The organism is Pseudactinotalea sp. Z1739, assembly GCF_049725055.1.
Taxonomy (GTDB): domain Bacteria; phylum Actinomycetota; class Actinomycetes; order Actinomycetales; family Beutenbergiaceae; genus CALKWS01.
Genome location: NZ_JBMPQA010000004.1, coordinates 1 through 17279, shown reverse-complemented (window position 1 = coordinate 17279; position 17279 = coordinate 1). Strand labels below are relative to the sequence as shown.

Here is a 17279-nt window from a genome sequence, read left to right as displayed (position 1 = left end):
ACCCAGTTTCGAACACCCGGCGGGGTCGCCGGTAGGAGGTTGACCGTGTCGTACGTGGCACAACGCTTGACCGATGCGCAGGCGGCAGATGTCGGAGTCCGGTCGGAGTTCTGGGACCTGACGGAGAAGTCCCCGCGCTTCGTGAACATCGTCAACGGCAAGCCGGCGACCCTTGGCACCCATGCAGCCGTCGTCTGGAGCCGCCGCCACCTGTATGTGAAGTACTGGGTGCAGGAGCCCTTCCTGAACGCGACCTTCGAGGAGCGCGATTCGCTGCTGTTCAACGAGAACAACGTCGAGTTGTTCATCGACGGCGGCGACGTCTACTACGAACTCGAGGTCAATGCCCGCAACGTGGTCTACGAGGCGCTGTTCCTCTGGCAGGACGCCATGACGGGCTCCACGAGCGAACTGGTTCGTGACCTTGACCCGATCAAGCGGGGCGCGATCACGTTCGGGGGCAACCATGACCGGAACGCGGAGACGTTCTGGACCGGCACGCACCCACGCGGCCTGCGGTGGGCCTTCACCGACTGGGACATGCCCGGCCTGCAGACCCAGGTGGCACTGGACGGAACACTGAACGATGACTCCGATGTGGATGTGGGGTGGGAGGCGCTGATCAGCATCCCGTGGGAGTCGCTGCACGGGTTCGCCGGGGAACGGTCCCTACCACCGCGTGAGGGTGAGGTCTGGATGTTCCAGTTCGCCCGCTACGAGCGCCTGGCCGAACTCGGCCAGAACGTGGGCTGGGCATGGACGCCGGTGGGCAGCGATGACAACCACCGCCCGTAGAAGTTCACACCGATCGAATTCTCCGGAGCGACCCTGGCGCAGTGAGGACGCGGAGCACCGGCCCTCACGCCTGAGCCGGACCGCCTATGGCGCGGGTCGGACCAAGTCGGCCGGGACCACCCCTATGGGGAAGGGGACCTCAAAGTCCGCGCGTTCGGTGCCGCTGACGTGCGGGATCGAACTTGGCTCTTTAATTTCGTACAGCACGTAAGTATGCTTCGACGCAGAGCCCACGGAAGTCCCGTGGGCCGGCGCCCCGAAGAACCGGGCGTGAGCGTCGAGGAGGACCGATGGCGGACATGCCGGTGGCGGCGGATCTGCGGTTCATGCGCGAGGTCAACGCGACTGCCGTCCTGGAGCGGTTGCGCCGCCAGGACCGGATGAGCGTGGCCGAACTCGCCAAGGCCAGTGGACTCTCCCGCCAGGCCGTCACCCGGTCCCTGACCGAACTACAGGACGTCGGTCTGGTGGAATACCTGCCCCCCGAACGCGACGCCAAGCGCTCGGGGCGACCGGCCCAGTTGGTGCGCTTCCGCGCCCGGGCGGGCTACGTCGTCGGCGCGTTCATCGACCCGCACCAGATCCGGCTGGGCCTGGCCGACCTGCGCGGGGAGATGGTCACCTCCCGGCAGGCCGCGCTCGAGCACGGGGCCGACGGCGAGGCAGCCATTGCGCTGATGGTGCAAGAGGTGCGGGAACTACTCGCCCGGGCCGGGACCGCACCGGAGCAGGTGTACTCGGCCGCGATCGGGGCCCCGGGCATCGTGGACCCCACCGCGGGCGTGATCCGGTTGGTGCCCTCCATGTCCGGCCTCAGCGGCGACGGCGCGGTCCGCGCCCTGGGGGAGTACCTGGACTGCGCCGTCTACCTCGACAACGACGTCAAACTTGCCACCCGCGGTGAGCAGTGGCACGGGGTGCGCCGCGACGACGAATCGCTGGTGGTGGTGCACTGGGGCGAGCGCATCGGCGCCGGGATCGTGCTGAACGGCTCGCTGTACCGGGGCGCCACGAACGACGCCGGTGACCTGGGCTTCCTGGACGTGATAGCCGAGGGCGGGCACGGCACCACCGATTCCGGCCTGGGACGCTTCGAGGCCTGGGCAGGGGCGTCCGCGCTGACCGCGCTCGCGGTGGAGGAGATGACCCGGTCCGGCGATGCCGGCCGGGCCCAACAGGTCCTCGACGCGGGCGACGACGCCTTGGACCTGGTCCTGGCCGCCATCCAGGCCGGCGATCGTGACGCCGGTACCGCCCTGACCCGGGTGGCCGAACGCTTCGCGATCGGCCTGGCCGCGATCCGCACCCTGCTGGACCCACACCTGGTGGTCTTCAGCGGCCCGCTGGCCCGCGTCGGTGAACCACTCCTGGAAGCGCTGCGCTCCGCGCTGGTGGACTTCCCGCTGGAGTTACCCGAACTGCAGGTCTCCACCCTGGGCGCCGACGCCGTCGTGCAGGGCGGGATCCGGCACTGCCTCGACGAGTTGGAACAGAACCGGTACGTCCCCCTCGAGAGAGGAGCCCGACCTTGACGCGGCCGACCCGGCCACCCCACCCGGACCCGAATCACTCGAAGGAGAAGGTTTCCATGAAGGCTCCATCCCGCACCACCCGCAGTCTCGGCCTGTTCGCCGCGTCCCTGCTCGTCCTGACCGGCTGCGTGACCGCAGGCAGCGGCAACGGTGAGGACCAGAACGGCGACGACGGCGAGGCCCAGGACGTCTCGTCCGACGTCACCGACGAGGAGGTCACCCTGCGCCTGGCCTACACCGACGACCCGCCCACGGAAGCGCTCGTGGAGGGTTTCACCGAGCAGTTCCCGAACGTGACCATCGAGACCGAGCAGACCGACTTCGGCAACTACATCACCTCGATCACCCGGTCCATGGCCTCCGACACCGCCCCGGACATCGCGCAGTACAACCCTGGTGCGATGCGTTCTCTGGTTCCGGCCGGGCACGTGCTGGAACTGGGTGAGTACTCGGAGTTGTACGGCTGGGAGGGCGCGTTCCCACCGGCAAGCCTTGAGCAGCTGATGTCCGACGACGACGCCCAGCAGTTCGGCACCGGGGGCCTGTACGCGGTGCCCGGCGCACTGTCGGTGCTCGGGGTCTACTACAACGAGGACATCCTCACCGACGCCGGGATCGCCGAGCCCCCGGCCACCCTGGATGAATTCACCGAGGCGATGGCCGCGGTCTCCGACAACGGGGACCGTCCGCTCAGCCTGGGCGCCCTGGAAGTCGGGGCCCTGCACCTGTGGAACGCGGTGCTGAACAGCGTGGGACCCAGCCAGGACTACCTGGACTGGGTCTACGGGGCACCGGATGCCACCATCGAGACCGACGCCGCCGCGCAGGCCACCGACATCATCGCCGGGTGGGTCGAGGCCGGCTACATCACCGAGGCCGCCAGCGCCACGTCCGACGCCGACGCCCTGGCCGACTTCACCTCCGGTGAGGCCGCCTTCCTGGTCACCGGGAACTGGGCCGCGGCCGCGGTGGACGGCGAGATGGACAACGCCGGCTTCTTCGTCCTACCCGGCACCGAGCCCGGTGCCGCTCCCGTGGCCTCGGGGTCCTCGGTGGCGTACTCGATCTCCGCCGCCAGCGAGCACCCGGATGTGGCCGCGGCGTTCCTGGACTTCATGAACTCACCCGAGGCGGCCGCCATCCAGATCGACACCGGGTTCATGCCCGTGGACACCGGCGCCGACGTGGCCACCGAGGGGCTGCTGGGCGACATCGCGGACAGCTTCGCCCCGGTGGCCCAGGAGAGCAACATCGTGCCCTTCCCCGACTTCGCCGCCCCGGGCATGATCGACGCCCTCACCGGCGGGTTGCAGGGCGTGATCGCCGGGCAGACCACCTCGGAGGACTACCTCGCCTCCCTGCAGGAGGTGTGGGCCGGCCACCATGGCTGATGCAGCACTGGATTCGCTCGCGCCGCCGCGCACCCGCGGCGGCGCGAGCGGGGGCGTCGGTAGTCGGCGGCGCCCGAACCGGCGGGCCCTGAAGGCGTGGGTGTACCTGGCGCCCGCGGCGGTGATCTACCTCGGCTTCGCGATCTGGCCGGCGCTGAACACCTTCTACCTGTCCTTCCTGGACTGGGACGGGGTGCAGCAACCCTCCTACGTGGGGCTGGCCAACTACGCATCGATCCTGCAGGATGCGGCGCTGTACAACTCGATCCTGCACGCCCTGGTGCTGATCATCTTCTTCTCCCTGATCCCGGTGTGCATGGGTCTGTTGATGACGGGGCTGCTGATGGGCCGGGTGCGGCGCGGCATGACCTTCTTCCGCACCGTGTACTTCCTGCCCCAGGTGCTCCCCCTGGTGGCGGTGGGGATCACCTGGCGGTGGTTGTACAACCAGAACGGCCTGCTGAACCAGTTCCTGGAGGCCATCGGCCTGGGGTCGATCACCCGCGCCTGGTTGGGGGATTACAACCTGGCCCTGTACGCGCTGGGCTTCATCGGTACCTGGACCATGAGCGGGCTGTGCATGATGCTCTTCCTCAGCGGCGCCCAGAAGATCGACGGCGCCCTGTACGAGGCGGCCACCCTGGACGGCGCGGGCGCCTTCCGGCAGTTCCTGTCGGTGACCATTCCCGGGGTACGCAAGGAGATCACCATCGCCGCGGTGATCACCACGATCGCCGCGCTGGCCAGTTTCGACCTGGTGTTCGTCACCACCAACGGCGGCCCGGCGAACCAGACCACGGTGCCGGCGTTGCTGGTCTACCGGCTGGCGTTCAACGAGGGTGACATCGGCACCGCCAGCGCCCTGGCGATCACGCTCACCGCGCTGGTGATCGTGTTCGTCACGCTGATCCGCCGGGTGGCGCGGGAGGAGTCATGAGGACCACCACCTTCGGGCTCAGCATGCGCTATCTGGTGCTGGTCGCCCTGACGTTGATGGTGCTGCTGCCGTTCGTCTCCATCGTGCTGGCGGCCATGCACCCCTCGGGATCTACCGTCTCGGGCCTGCGGCTGCCGGAGGCCTGGCACTGGGAGAACTTCGCCCTCGCCTGGGAGGCGGGCGGATACTCCAACCTGATGCGCTCCAGTTTCATCATCTCCGGCGGCGTGGTGCCCCTGGTGGCGCTGTGCGCCACCCTGGCCGGCTACGCCCTGGCGGTGCTCAAGGCCTGGGGCGCCCGCCCGATCTCGATCCTGTTCGTGCTCGGGCTGACGCTGCCGGTGGAACTGATCGTGATCGCGCTGTACTACAACCTGCAGAGCGTGGGCCTGACGAACAGTTACACCGGCGTCATCCTGGCCGAGGTGGCCCTGTTCCTGCCGTTCGGGGTGTACTGGATGCAGTCGCACTTCTCCTCGGTGCCCCCCGAACTGGTCGAGGCCGGGCGGATCGACGGCGCCCGGGACCTGACCGTGCTGGGCCGGGTCCTGCTGCCGATCTCCTGGCCGGCACTGACCACCTTGGCGGTGCTGGTGTTCATGTGGTCCTGGAACCAGTTCCTGCTCGTGATCGTGCTGATGCAGAACCCGGCGATGCGCACCGCACCCGGCGGGCTGGGCTTCTTCGTGGGCCAGTACTCCACGAACATCCCGTTGCTGTCGGCCGCGACCATCATCACCATCGCCCCGATCGTGCTGGTCTACCTGGCCTTCCAGCGCAGTTTCATCTCCGGAATCACCCAGGGAGCCATCAAGGGATGAACAACGCCACCTCATTACCCTCTGCCGGCGGTTCGGAGGAACCCGACGACGACGGGACCGCCGTGAGCGGCGACGCAGGCCCGCGTAGCGGTCCCGGTTGGGCCCCGGCGCTGAGCGCTCTGGCTGAGCGGGTCCTGGGAGCGATCGGCACCCGCGTCACCTTCGGTGCCCTGCCCGGCCAGGGACGCGCGTACGCCTACCGCGCGCAGGGGAACCGGCTGTGGGTCGACGCCACCGACGCCGCCAGTGCCGCGGTGGGGCTGCACGAGTACCTGCGCGAGCAGTGCCGGATCGCGGTCAGCTGGGACGATCTGCGCCCCCCGCCCCCGGCACACCTGCCCGATGCGCTACGCACCGAGGGGGCTGCCCGGGTAGCCGAGACCTACTACCTGAACTTCTGCACCTTCGGCTACACCAGCCCGTGGTGGGACTGGGAGCAGTGGGAACGAGAGATCGACTGGATGGCCCTGCGCGGGATCACCGCCCCGCTGATGATGGTCGGCCACGAGGCCGTGGTGGAGCAGGTGCTGCTCGATGATGGTGTGCCCGCCGAGACCGTGCAGAAGTTCCTTGCCGGCCCGGCCTATCTGCCCTGGTTCGCCATGGGCGCGCTGGAGGGTCACGCCGGCCCGTTGCCGCAGGGCTGGATCGGTGCCCACCGGGACCTGGCCGGGAAGATCCTGACCCGCCAGCGTGAACTGGGGATGCGCCCGGTACTGCCGGCCTTCACCGGGCACGTGCCCGCTGAACTCGCCGGCGACGCCGGGCCGGCTGCACTCACCACGGCCGCCGACTCCGTCGACTCCGCCGGCGCCCGGGACTGGCAGGGCCACCGCACCCACGTCGTCGGGCCCGAGGATCCGACCTTCCGCAGGCTGGCCGCCGCGACGGTACGCACCCAGCAGAAGTTCTGGGGCACCGACCACCGCTACGCCGCGGACCCGTTCATCGAGATGATCCCGGTGCAGGATGACCCCGGCTACCCCGGCCGGGTGGCCGCCGCGCTGCTCGCCGGGCTCACCGACGCCGACCCGGAAGCCACCTGGTTCCTGCAGACCTGGCCGTTCTCCTACCAGGAGCACTTCTGGACGGCCGAACGCGTGCGCGCCTTCCTGGGTGACATCGACGCCGGTCGCCTGGTGCTGCTGGACCTGTGGGCCGAGGCGCAGCCGCAGTGGCGCCGGTTCGACGGCTTCGGCGGGCGTGACTGGATGTGGTGCGCGCTGCTGAACTTCGGCGGCCGCAACGAGCCGCTGGCCGACCTGCCCGGGGTCACCGAGGAGCTCGAGGCCGCCCTCGCCGCCTCCCACCCGCCGATGGGTGCCGGGTTGTCGATGGAGGCGACCGGGTCGGTGCCGGTGTTCTTCGAACGCGTCCTGGATGCCACCTGGCGACCGCCCGCACCGCTGACGGAGTGGCTGGGCGACTGGGCCGCCCAACGCTACCGGTTGCCTCCCGGTGAGGCCGCTGAGCGTGCCGGCGCCGCCTGGGACGGGCTGGCCCGCACGGTGCTGGGTGCTGGGGGCTACCGGATATTCCCCGAGGCCTTCACCGGACTGCTCACCATGCGCCCACCGGTGAACCCGTTCGAGACCACGCTGGCGCGCCCCTCACAGGCAGCCCCCACCACTCCCGACACCCCCGGGACCAGCGGCACCCAGGCCTCGCCCAGCACTCCCGAGGCCCCAGGGCCGCTCGCCGCGGAGGTCCGCGCCCTGCTCTGGTACGAACCGGACACGCTGATCCGGGCCTGGACCACGCTGGTGGAACTGGCCGAAGAACACCCCCACCTCGCCTCCGGGCCGCTGGGTGCGGACCTGGTCGAGACCGCAGTGGGCGTGCTGGCCCGGTGCGGCGAACTCACCTTCCTCGCCGCGTTCGATCCCGCCGGGGGATGCGACGACGAGGCCGCCGAGCGCTTCCTCACCGTGTTCGACGACCTCGACGCGCTGCTGGCCACCCGGCCCGAGTATCGGTACGACCACTGGGAGGCCCAGGCCCTGCGCTGGGCGACCAGCGACGAGGACGCGCGCGTGCTCGCCGACAACGCCCGCCGCCTGGTCACCGTCTGGGGGCAGGTGGGGGATGGGTACCTCGATGACTACTCGGCCCGGTACTGGTCCGGGCTGGTGGGCTACTACGGACGCCGCTGGCGCGAGTGGGCGCGGTGGCACCCGATCGGGAGCGCCGAGGAGTGGGAGGCCCGTCTCCAGCAGATGGAGGCCGACTTCCTGAGCGAGGGCCCCGCTGCGCCCCCAGCACACGACTCGGTGACCGTGGTCTCCCGCCGACTGCTCGACACGTACGGGCCGTTGTTCATCAACACCGCCCGCGCACTGCGCGAGCAGGACATGCCCGACGACGACGGAGCACCCCGATGACCGCCCCGTCGCCGAGCACGGAGCGGCGCAACCCGGCCACCCGCGACATCGACGTGGTGTCGCCCGCCCAGCGCCTGGAGATGATCCTGGGGCAGGACGCCGTCGCCGTGGCGGCCGCCCGGGAGGTGATCCCGGCGCTCGCGGACCTGGTGGAGGCCGCCGTGGACCGCGTCCGGGCCGGAGGGCGGATCCACTACGCCGGCGCCGGCGCCTCCGGACGCCTCGCGGTCCTGGACGCCACCGAGTCCACCCCCACCTTCGGCGTCGACCCCGGTCTGATCCAAGCCCACTTCCCCGGCGGCCCGGCGGCCCTGACCGACTCCACCATCGACCTCGAGGACGCCGCGGACCAGGGCCGGGCGGACCTGGCCGGCGTGACGGCCGGCGACGTGGTGATCGGGGTCAGTGCCTCGGGCAGTACCGCCTATGTGCGCGGCGCGCTGGACGCGGCCGGGCGGGCCGGGGCCCTGACCGCGCTGATCACCAGCAACCCCAGCGCGGTGCTGGCCGCGCACGCGCAGATCCTGATCGCCCCGGACACCGGCGCCGAGGCCCTCACCGGTTCCACCCGGTTGAAAGCGGCCACGGCTGCGAAGGTGTTGCTGAACGCGTTCTCCACCGCCGTGATGATCGGACTGGGTCGCACCTACTCCAACCTGATGGTGGGCCTGGTGGCCAGCAACGAGAAACTGCGGGAGCGTTCGGTGGCGATCCTGCGGGAGGCCACCGGGAGCCCCGAGGAGCAGTGCCGCGCAACATTGCAGCAGTGCGCGGGCCGGGTTCCGGTGGCGCTGGCGGTGCTGCTCTCCGGCGTGCCCGTGACCGATGCCGAGGAGGCGCTGACCCGGGGCGGGAGCGTGCGCGCGGCCCTGGGCCTGTTGGCCGGTGGCCGCCGATGAGCCGGGAGCGGCCCGGGGTGCCGGGGGCCCTGGTGGGGGTCGACGTCGGCGGCGGCGGCGTGCGCGTGCGAGTCCAGGCCGATCAGGCGCCCCTGGGCGAGCGCCTGGAGGAACGGCGCGAGGTGTCCATCCCGCGCTCGCGCGGCCAGGTGGACGTGCCGCAGTTGTGCGCCCAGGTGCTGGCGCAGGTGCATCCCCTGCTGGCCCGGCTCGGCGCGCGGCGCGTGGAGGCGCTGGCGTTGGGGATCACCGGGTTGCCCGGGCTGGTCCCGGAGCCGGTGCAGATCGCTCGCGGCCTGCGCGCTGAACTGCAGGTCGGGGCCGTCGTGATCGCCGGGGACGCCCTGACCACCCACGTCGGCGCCCTGGCGGGGCAGCCCGGCGCCGTGGTGGCCGCCGGCACCGGGGTGATCGCACTGGGCACCAATCATCAGGACGTGTGGCATCAGGTGGACGGCTGGGGGCTCTTCGTGGGCGATGAGGGCGGTGGCGCCTGGATCGGCCGGCACGGCCTGCAGGCGGCCCTGCGCTCGGTCGACGGCCGTCCCGGCGGTTCGGCCCTACTGGCCGATCGGATGCGGGACCGGTTCGAGGACCCGCTCACCCTGGTAGCGGCTGTCCACGGAGCCGAGGCGCCCGCGGCACTGCTGGCTTCCTTCGCCCCGGCGGTGGCCCAGGCCGCCCGGGAGGGTGATGGGATCGCTCGTTCGGTCTGGACCGAGGCGGCTCACCGGCTGGCCGAGGCCGGTGCCGCCGCTGCCGACGCGGTCGCCGGCGGCCCGCCCGCCCGGATCAGTTGGGGCGGCGGGTTGTTCGACGCCGGGGATCTGCTCACCGGACCGTTTCGCGACTGGCTGCGCAAGCACCGCCCGACGGCGCAGGCCCTGCCCCCGCAGGGAGGCAGCCTGGATGGCGCGCTGCTGCTGGCCGCCGGAGCGGCCGCGGGCGACCTGCCATCCCGTGAGCCGTACCTGCAGGTCTTCCCGGCCTGAGCCGCTTCCCGGAGTGAACGGTTTGGCCGGCGCGGTGACCTAGCCTTGGCTGCAGGAGGCACCGATGGCGCACCAGACCAAGCATGAGGAACTGCGGGACCGCATCTTCGCGGAGGTGCGCTCCACCATGGCTCCCGATGACATGCTGCCGACCGAGCGCCAACTGGCCGAGCGGTTCGGCGTCAGCCGGATGACGGTGCGCCAGGCGTTGAACGGACTTCGTGAGGACGGGGTGCTGCGCTCGGTGCGAGGTGTCGGCACCTTCGTGGCACGGCCCCGGGTGTCCAAGGGGCCCTCGCTGACCTCGTTCTCCGAGGACCTGGCTGCGCGCGGTTATGACCCCCGCACCGAACTGATCGCGGCCGAGGAGATCCCCGCCCCCACTCACATCGCCGTGGACCTGGGCATCTCACCGGGCACCACGATCTACCGGATCGAACGCCTGCGGCTGGGCGATGGCAGCCCCATGTGCCACGAGGAGGTGTGCCTACACGCGGCCCGGTTCCCCGGGTTGCTGGAGGAGGACCTGGCCCAATCCCTCTACCGACTGCTGGAGCGGCGCTACGGTGTCCGCCTGCAGCGGGCGCACCAGGACGTCCGGGCGGTCAACCTCGGTGAGCGCACGGCACAACTGCTGGATGTGGAACCGAACTCCGCGGCCCTGCACGTGAAGCGGGTCAGCAGGGATCAGCGCGGCCGGGTCGTGGAGAGCGGGCAGTCGCTGTGCCGCGGGGACCTGTACGACTTCTCCTTCGTGGTGGCCCGACCCGAGCCCTGAGGTCGGCTACACCTGGTCCAGGCCGACCACGCCGTGCAGCACCCCGTCCTGACCGCCCGCCACCAGCACCTGCTCACTGCCCGAACCCACCAGCGCAGCGGTGGACTGGGTGTAGTTCGGCAGCACTTGCAGCACCTGATCCACCGACTCATTCGCCAGGTCGATCCGGATCAGCAGGCCGCTCTGCCCGATGAGCCAGTACACCGAGTCCTCCTCGGGGCTGGGCACCGGGGCCGCACCGAAGTTGCGCGGCAGCGCCTCGGCCTGCCACTTCTCCTGCCCGGTGGCCTCATCCACCAGGTGCACCGTTCCGTTGAACCCGTCCACCAGCAGGATCCCGTGGTCGGTCAGCGTCGGCGGGGTGTAGAGCACCTGGAGCATCCCCAGTTCACCGCCCTGGCCCTCCCAGCGCACCTGACCGGTTGCGGTATCGAGGGCGATGGCGTTGGTGAAGGTGGTGAACAGCACCGCACCGTCGGGCAGCAGGCGCACGTAGCACGCCCACGGGCCGTACAACACGTTGCCGTAGGTGCTGCCCCGGTCCACCAGGGCCCGCTGCCAGGCCAGTTCGCCGGTGCGGGCGTCGAAGGCATAGGCGTTGCCGTCCCCGCTGCCGATGTAGACCTGCTCCCCGTCGCACTCCGGGCGGCCGGCGCAGATGCCGTTCAACTCGGCCGACCACAGCACCTCACCGCCCAGGTCCAGGCTGAACAGGGTGGTCCCCACCGCCACGAACACGCGGTCCTGACCGTCCACCTCGGCCAGGGCGAGATCCCCGGCCAGGGGTGAACCGAGCTCGGTGGACCACAGTTCGGCGCCGCTGCCGGCGTCGTGGGCGTACAGGTGATGGTCGGAGGAGGGGACCAGGAGTTGCGAGCCGTCCGGGGTGAACACCGGTTGCCGGTACACCGGGCCGGTGGTGGTGCGCCAGACCGGGCGGTTCGACCGGTGGGTGGGGGCGTAGGCCTCGAGGTGACCGGTGGTGGTCCCGGCGACCACGACGCGGTCGCGCTCCGCCAGGGCGCCCTGGATGCGGCCCTGCAGTTGCGTGGTCCACTCCACCCGGGCCGAAGAGGTGGGCAACTCAAAGCGCACCACGTCGTCGTAGACGGCACCGTCGGCGCCCACGGCCCGCACCTCCATCTTGTGCGGTCCGGGCCACAGTTCGGCGGCGTCGACCTGCCCGGCCCAGCGCCGCCCCCCGGCCTGCCCGGTGCGGTCCAGGTTCACCCACCGCTCCAGGTCCCGCCCGTAGGCGTAGGGGTGCACCCGGGCCTGAACCTCCTGCACGTCGGCACGCGGGTGCACGTCCACCCGCATCGACACCTCCGAACCCTCGGGGTTGGCGCGCATCTGGAAGGGGCCCAGGTCTCCACCGGGGCCCGGATCGTCCAGGGGCACGATCGCGAGTTGTTCCTCTTCGGCTTCCCCATCGGCGTGGACGGTCACCTCGGTGATCTCCAGTGCCGGCCCGGAGTCGGTGTCCGTGCGCTCCACCCAGTAGTAGTACGGCCCGTTCTTGAGGGAGTTCCCGATGACCTGGGTGGCGCCGTTGTACCGGGAGACCTCGGTGAGGTGGGAGTGGCCCACGAAGATGCCTCGGACGGGGTAGCCCTCGATGATGCGCAGCACCTCGTCGTCGTTGTGGACATAGTTCCAGTCCGCGCCCATGGCGTAGTGCTGGAACAGGATGATCGGCGTGTCCTCGGGGACGCTGCGCAGGTCCCGCTCCAGCCAGTCGAGCACGTCGTCGTCGTAGAACCAGCCCCACTCCATCATCGCCTGGGGGTCCAGCCCGATGAAGTGCAGTCCGCCGGCGTCGAAACTGTAGGTGCCCTCGCCCAGGTACTGCTCGTAGAGGTCGTAGTTGACGCTCCACTGCTGCTCGTGGTTGCCGGGCACCTCCATCATCGCTTCGCGCAGGCTCTCCGGGATGGCGGCCAGGTAGGCCTCGTACTCCCGGGCCAGGCCGAGTTCGGTGATGTCGCCGCAGTTGAGCACGAAGCCAGGGTTGCGGGCCTCGATGTGGGCCATGATGCGCTCGAAGTCGGCGGTGCGGGCGGGACGCTCATCATCGATGTGCAGGTCCATCAGCATCGCGAAACTGCCCGGTTCGCCCCCGGGTACCGCGTGCACCCGCCCGCCCCCCAGGGCCAGGCTCAGCGCACCGGCTCCGCCGCCCAGGAGGACGGCGCGCCGGCTGACCGACGTGGTGAGGGACTTGAGTGACAAGGCGGTCGAGGTGGTCTCGGTTCGGGCTGAAGACATCATCGTTCTCCGTGGGGTATCGCACCAGTCAGGTCTAGACCAACACTAGAGAAACCTCCGTCTGTGTCAAGGGAAACCTGCGCCTGGGCCTCCTAGAGCGGAGGATTGGACTTCGTCGAGGAGGATCGGCGAACGCTTTGCGGTCTATACCTGAGTGTGAGGCGATGGCGATCTGAGACCCGGTGCTCGGCAGAGCCTCACGCCACGTCGGCCCGGCGAACCCTCCAGAACCCAACAAACAGCGGCAAGGCGATCCAGAGCACGCACGCCGCGGCCAGATGGCCCCAGTGCGCGACGGTGCCGCCGGTGAGTTCGCCCAGGCGCATGCTGATCTCCACCCAGGGCCCCACCTCTGCCCAGCGCTCGCCGGCCAAGGGGCCCAGGTTCAGCACCAGCTGCGGCGCGACCAGCAGAACGCCCAGGCCCAGCGGGGTGGACAGGGTCATGGCACCCAGGGCCGAGCCCATCAGGGCATACAGCGTCCCCCCGGCCGCCAGACCCAGCAGGACGCGCCCCAGATCCTCAGTGCCGCCCAGGTCCACTCCCATCAGGAGCGCGGTGATCAGGGAGAAGGCGAGTGCGGAGGCGATCACGGCCAGCGCGAGCACCTGACCGGCCAAGACCTTGGCGACCAGGATCTTCCCGCGCGCGGGATCCAGGGAGAAGGTGGTGAGGATCGAGCGTTGCCCCCACTCGCCGGTCACGTGCAACAACGTGACGATCGGCAACAGCACCGCCACACCGGTGGCGCCGATGCCCAGGATCGTCTCGGCGTCGTGCCCGCTGGTGCCCACGGCAACGAGCCAGGCGATCAGCACCAGGGGCGCCCACGCCAGGGCCGCCAGGGTCAGGATGAGTCCCGAGCGGGTGTTCAGCGCCTTACGCAGTTCCAGGTACAGGCGGGTGCGCATGGTGATCGGCCGGGCCGGGGTGCCAGCGGAGGTCGAGTCCAGCAGGCGTGCGAGAGGGTTCGACGCGGCCGGTGTCGGTGGGGTGGTGGTCGTGGTGGTCATCAGGCTGCCCTCGCAGTGTCGTGGTTGGGGTCGGTCTCGGTGTCATCAGTGGCGTCGTGGGTTGATCTGGCGTCGTGGGCCGAGTCGCCGGAGGTCAGGGTCAGGAACAGGTCGGTCAGGTCGGTGCGTCGCTCCTCCAGGCCGGTCAGCGCGATCCCGGCAGCCAGGGCGAGGTGACCGACCTGCCCGGGCGGGGCCGCTACGGTCAGCCAGTCGCCGTCGTCGGCCGTGACCTCCAGCCCGTCACCGGTCAGTGCCTGTTGCAGATCGCCCGATCGCTCGGCTCGCACCCTGGTGCGCCCCGCCGCGGTGAGATCAGCAGCACTGCCGTTGGCCACCACGGTGCCGGCGCGCAGCACCACGAGCCGGTCGGCCACGGACTGCACCTCACCCAGCAGGTGGGAGGACAGCAGCACCGCCCCGCCGGCCGCGGCGAAGTCGCGCAGCACCGAGCGCAGGTCGTGGATCGCTTCGGGGTCCAGGCCGTTGAACGGTTCGTCGAGCACCAGCGCCCGGGGTCTGCCGACCAGAGCCACCGCGAGGCCGAGCCGCTGGCGCATCCCCAGCGAGCACGCCGCCACCCGTATTCCGGCGGCTGCGCCCAGGCCCACAGCGTCCAAGGCATCGCGCGCCCGCTGCGTTCCCACCCCGGTGGCAGCGGCGGCCATCTGCACCGATTCTGCGCAGGTGCGCCCGCGGTGCAGGGCACTGGCATCGAGCATCAGGCCCACCACGCGCCCGGGGTTGGGCAACTGGGTCACCGTCTGCCCGTTCACCAGGGCTGCGCCCGAATCGGCCCGGGACAGGCCGGCCAGGATCCGCATGCTGGTGGACTTCCCGGCACCGTTGGGCCCCAGGAACGCGGTCACCGCGCCCGCCGGGGCGGTGAAGGTCACGTCGTCAACGACGGTGCGCCCGCCGTATCGCTTGGTCACGTTCTCATAAGTGATCATGCCCAGCAGCCTGCCGCGGTGGCGCGCGGCGATCCTCCTGCCTACGGCCGGAGTGTGCTGCGACCAACGTCGTAGGCCCGCCGGGGTCGTGGGGCACCAAAGCAGGAGGACCCGCGCGCAGGGCCGCCCGTAGGCTGAGGCGCGTGAGGGGCAGTCCAGAAGCGGTGAGCGGCGGTCCGGCGCGGGCAGGTTCGCGCGGGTGGCTGCACCGGTGGCTGGGCGGGTGGACCTGGCTGTACCTGCTCATCACTGTGGGATCGTGCCTCTCCGCGATCATCGAACCCGATGCCCACACCTGGCAGCGAGTGCTGATCGCCCTGGCTGTTCCGGCGGTGGTGTGGGGCGTGCTGGTGCGTCACCACCGGCCGCTGGTGCTGCCCGTGGTGGCCCTGGTGCTGGTGGCCACCAGCACCGATGCGGTGCTGCCGGTGGCGATGTTCTCCCTGGTGCTACGGCGCCGGGACCGACTCACCGCCCTGGTGGCGGCGCTGGCCGCGGGGCTGGTAGTGATCAGTTTCCAGGTGCAGGCGTTCCCGTCGACCATGGGCGCCGGACTGACGTTCGAGGGAGAGCCGGTGCCGGCTCTGCTCGAACCGTGGCTGGAGTTGGCCGCCGAGTTGGCGCTCTTGATCGGGTTGCCGATGCTGCTGGGGGCGTTCCTCGCCCAGCGCCGGGCCCTTGTGGCGACGCTGCGCGAACGGGCCCGGCGGGCCGAGGAGGAGCAGGAACTGCGGGCCGCCCGGGCCGTGGCCGCCGAGCGGGAGCGCATCTCTGGGGAGATGCATGACCTGGTGGGCCACAAACTGGCGCTCATCTCCATGCAGGCCGGCGCCCTGGAAGTGAACCCCGACGCCGAGCGGGAGGTGGTCGAAGCCCAGGCCAAATCGCTACGGCAGACGGCCGGGGAGGCGCAGGCGGAGTTGCGCGGACTGCTGGACATGATGGTCGACGACGACGCTCCCCTGGCCCCGCAGGCAGGCCTTGAGGAGGTGCCCGCCCTGGTGGAGCGGACCCGCTCGGCCGGGGTGCAGGTGGAACTCGCGCTCGCGGTGGACGAGGAGGCGGGCCCGGCCGTGGGACGGGCCGTCTACCGGATCGTGCAAGAGGGGTTGACCAATGCGCTGCGACACGGGTCCGGGGGCTCGGTGGAGGTCTCGGTGCGCGGGGGAGGCCGTGAGGCTGTGGTGGTGGAGGTGAGCAATGCGTTGCCGGGGTCTGCTGGGCGCCGGGATTCTGCTGGGCGCGGGGAGGCTGCTCGGGCCGGGATGGGGTTGGCGTCACTGGCCGAGCGGGTGCGGGTGCTGGGCGGCACGCTGGAGGCCGGGCCGATGGGGGAGCGGTGGGTGCTGCGGGCGGAACTGCCGGCTCAAGGGGTCGGGAGTTCGGGGGCCTCGGACGAGGTGCGAGACGGGTTAGGGCAGGAGCGGCGATGATCCGGGTGCTGATCGCTGACGATGATGCGCTGGTGCGAGGTGGCCGACCTGGTGGGTGAGGGCGCCTCGAATGCGGAGATCGCGGCAGCGCTGTACATGTCGGAGACCACGGTGAAGACCCACGTGGGACACGTGCTGGCGAAGTTGGGGGTGGACAACCGGGTGAAAGTGGCGCTCGCGGTGCGGGATGCCCGGGGTGCCTCAGGGTGATCGCTAAATGGGAAAAAACGATTCGGGATTCGAGGACATGGCCTGCATTGACCAGATAGCATCTGTTGCGAGAGAGATCCCTAGGATCTGATAAACCGCGGCGTTTACGCTTATTGCGTGAGCGCCAAATCGACTGTCGGGGGACTGATCGACTGTGACTAGCCCAACTGTAGTGGCCGCACCGCACGCAAACTATGACACTAACCGCTCACTCGCGAAGTATGTTCTTCTAGGTGTCCCCTCGGGATATACGCAATCTGGGTTACTGCTAGAGCCGGTGACGATCTAAACTCCATAGCAAGCCGCTGGGACAACAAGCGATCGATGAATTTCTGGCTTCTCGCCTTGCTCGTCGGTCCGATCACTCTTGGTGTCGGTTATCTCGTCTGGTGGCACAGCACTTCAAATCGCATAGGTAACGAACTTCAGCGTCGCGGTCTGCAAAGATCGGTTTCGGCTAGCGATTTCTGGCTCTGGAGTATTCTGGGGGCCCTTATCATTGTGGGTCCGTTTATCTTCATCCACAAATGGTTGAAGGGTGTAAACGAACTCTGCGCCGACTTTAGCGCACGCGGCTAATCTCGAATTCAGCACGCGCTTTGGTGTAGCGGGATGCCAAGCGGGTCTGAGCACCGTGCGCGAAGCCCGCTCGAAGCAGCCGACCCTTCACGGGACCGCTAAAGCGTCCCCGGATGTCACCGGCGCCTGTTCTAATGAGGTGAACGGCGGTTCGGCGCGGGGGTAGGTAACCTGAGTTTGGTCATTTCGTTAGTGCGTGATCTCAGCGGTGGTGGAGGGCGTCGAGGAGGGTCTGCTTGTCGGTCGGGATCTGGGGCGGGAAGGTCTGCTGGCTGGCGTTGATCGCGATGGTGGCCG

15 protein-coding genes are annotated in these 17279 nt (G+C 69.9%); 12 read left to right on the top strand and 3 right to left on the bottom strand.

What is annotated here, in order from left to right; all coding sequences use genetic code 11:
* Positions 1–54: 54 nt before the first annotated feature.
* The 9 genes from ACO0LV_RS06270 (at position 55) to ACO0LV_RS06230 (ending at position 10526) form a co-directional block, all read left to right on the top strand.
* A complete protein-coding gene (locus ACO0LV_RS06270) occupies positions 55–795 on the top strand; it encodes a carbohydrate-binding family 9-like protein (protein WP_424787020.1) in 741 nt (246 codons plus the stop codon).
* A gap of 290 nt (positions 796–1085) precedes the next feature.
* Complete coding sequence (locus ACO0LV_RS06265) at positions 1086–2327, top strand: ROK family transcriptional regulator (RefSeq protein WP_424787019.1); 1242 nt, start codon at positions 1086–1088, stop codon at positions 2325–2327.
* A gap of 56 nt (positions 2328–2383) precedes the next feature.
* Entirely contained in the window at positions 2384–3718 is a 1335-nt protein-coding gene (locus ACO0LV_RS06260; protein ID WP_424787018.1) for an extracellular solute-binding protein, read from the top strand.
* Positions 3711–4655: a carbohydrate ABC transporter permease gene (locus ACO0LV_RS06255; RefSeq protein ID WP_424787017.1), complete on the top strand. Its 945-nt coding sequence runs from the start codon at positions 3711–3713 to the stop codon at positions 4653–4655. Before ACO0LV_RS06260 ends, ACO0LV_RS06255 begins: the two co-directional genes overlap by 8 nt.
* Positions 4652–5476 (top strand): carbohydrate ABC transporter permease, encoded by an 825-nt coding sequence (locus ACO0LV_RS06250; RefSeq protein ID WP_424787016.1) that lies wholly within the window; start codon positions 4652–4654, stop codon positions 5474–5476. Before ACO0LV_RS06255 ends, ACO0LV_RS06250 begins: the two co-directional genes overlap by 4 nt.
* The gene (locus ACO0LV_RS06245; RefSeq protein WP_424787015.1) at positions 5473–7857 is read left to right on the top strand and encodes an alpha-N-acetylglucosaminidase TIM-barrel domain-containing protein; all 2385 of its coding nucleotides are present in this window, start codon (positions 5473–5475) and stop codon (positions 7855–7857) included. The genes ACO0LV_RS06250 and ACO0LV_RS06245 overlap by 4 nt, the downstream gene beginning before the upstream one ends.
* Positions 7854–8756: an N-acetylmuramic acid 6-phosphate etherase gene (locus ACO0LV_RS06240; protein ID WP_424787014.1), complete on the top strand. Its 903-nt coding sequence runs from the start codon at positions 7854–7856 to the stop codon at positions 8754–8756. Before ACO0LV_RS06245 ends, ACO0LV_RS06240 begins: the two co-directional genes overlap by 4 nt.
* Positions 8753–9748, top strand: a complete 996-nt coding sequence (locus ACO0LV_RS06235) for an N-acetylglucosamine kinase (protein WP_424787013.1) — start codon at positions 8753–8755, stop codon at positions 9746–9748. Before ACO0LV_RS06240 ends, ACO0LV_RS06235 begins: the two co-directional genes overlap by 4 nt.
* 64 nt (positions 9749–9812) lie before the next feature.
* On the top strand, positions 9813–10526 hold the full coding sequence (locus ACO0LV_RS06230) for a GntR family transcriptional regulator (protein ID WP_424787012.1): 714 nt from the start codon (positions 9813–9815) through the stop codon (positions 10524–10526).
* A gap of 6 nt (positions 10527–10532) precedes the next feature.
* Here ACO0LV_RS06230 and ACO0LV_RS06225 read toward each other — a convergent pair whose 3' ends face one another.
* From ACO0LV_RS06225 to ACO0LV_RS06215, 3 genes are all read right to left on the bottom strand, one after another.
* Complete coding sequence (locus ACO0LV_RS06225) at positions 10533–12794, bottom strand: PQQ-binding-like beta-propeller repeat protein (RefSeq protein WP_424787011.1); 2262 nt, start codon at positions 12792–12794, stop codon at positions 10533–10535.
* A 197-nt stretch (positions 12795–12991) separates the two neighbouring features.
* Positions 12992–13807: a hypothetical protein gene (locus ACO0LV_RS06220; protein WP_424787010.1), complete on the bottom strand. Its 816-nt coding sequence runs from the start codon at positions 13805–13807 to the stop codon at positions 12992–12994.
* Positions 13807–14760, bottom strand: a complete 954-nt coding sequence (locus tag ACO0LV_RS06215; RefSeq protein WP_424787009.1) for an ABC transporter ATP-binding protein — start codon at positions 14758–14760, stop codon at positions 13807–13809. Before ACO0LV_RS06215 ends, ACO0LV_RS06220 begins: the two co-directional genes overlap by 1 nt.
* A gap of 143 nt (positions 14761–14903) precedes the next feature.
* Between ACO0LV_RS06215 and ACO0LV_RS06210 the strand changes: the two genes are divergently transcribed.
* The 3 genes from ACO0LV_RS06210 to ACO0LV_RS06200 all read left to right on the top strand — a co-directional run bounded on the left by ACO0LV_RS06210 (position 14904) and on the right by ACO0LV_RS06200 (position 16982).
* The gene (locus tag ACO0LV_RS06210; protein WP_424787008.1) at positions 14904–16193 is read left to right on the top strand and encodes a sensor histidine kinase; all 1290 of its coding nucleotides are present in this window, start codon (positions 14904–14906) and stop codon (positions 16191–16193) included.
* Between the two features lie 21 nt (positions 16194–16214).
* Positions 16215–16403, top strand: coding sequence for a LuxR C-terminal-related transcriptional regulator (locus tag ACO0LV_RS06205; RefSeq protein ID WP_424787007.1), 189 nt, complete (start codon positions 16215–16217; stop codon positions 16401–16403).
* Between the two features lie 246 nt (positions 16404–16649).
* Positions 16650–16982, top strand: coding sequence for a DUF4234 domain-containing protein (locus ACO0LV_RS06200; protein ID WP_424787305.1), 333 nt, complete (start codon positions 16650–16652; stop codon positions 16980–16982).
* The last annotated feature ends 297 nt before the right edge of the window (positions 16983–17279 follow it).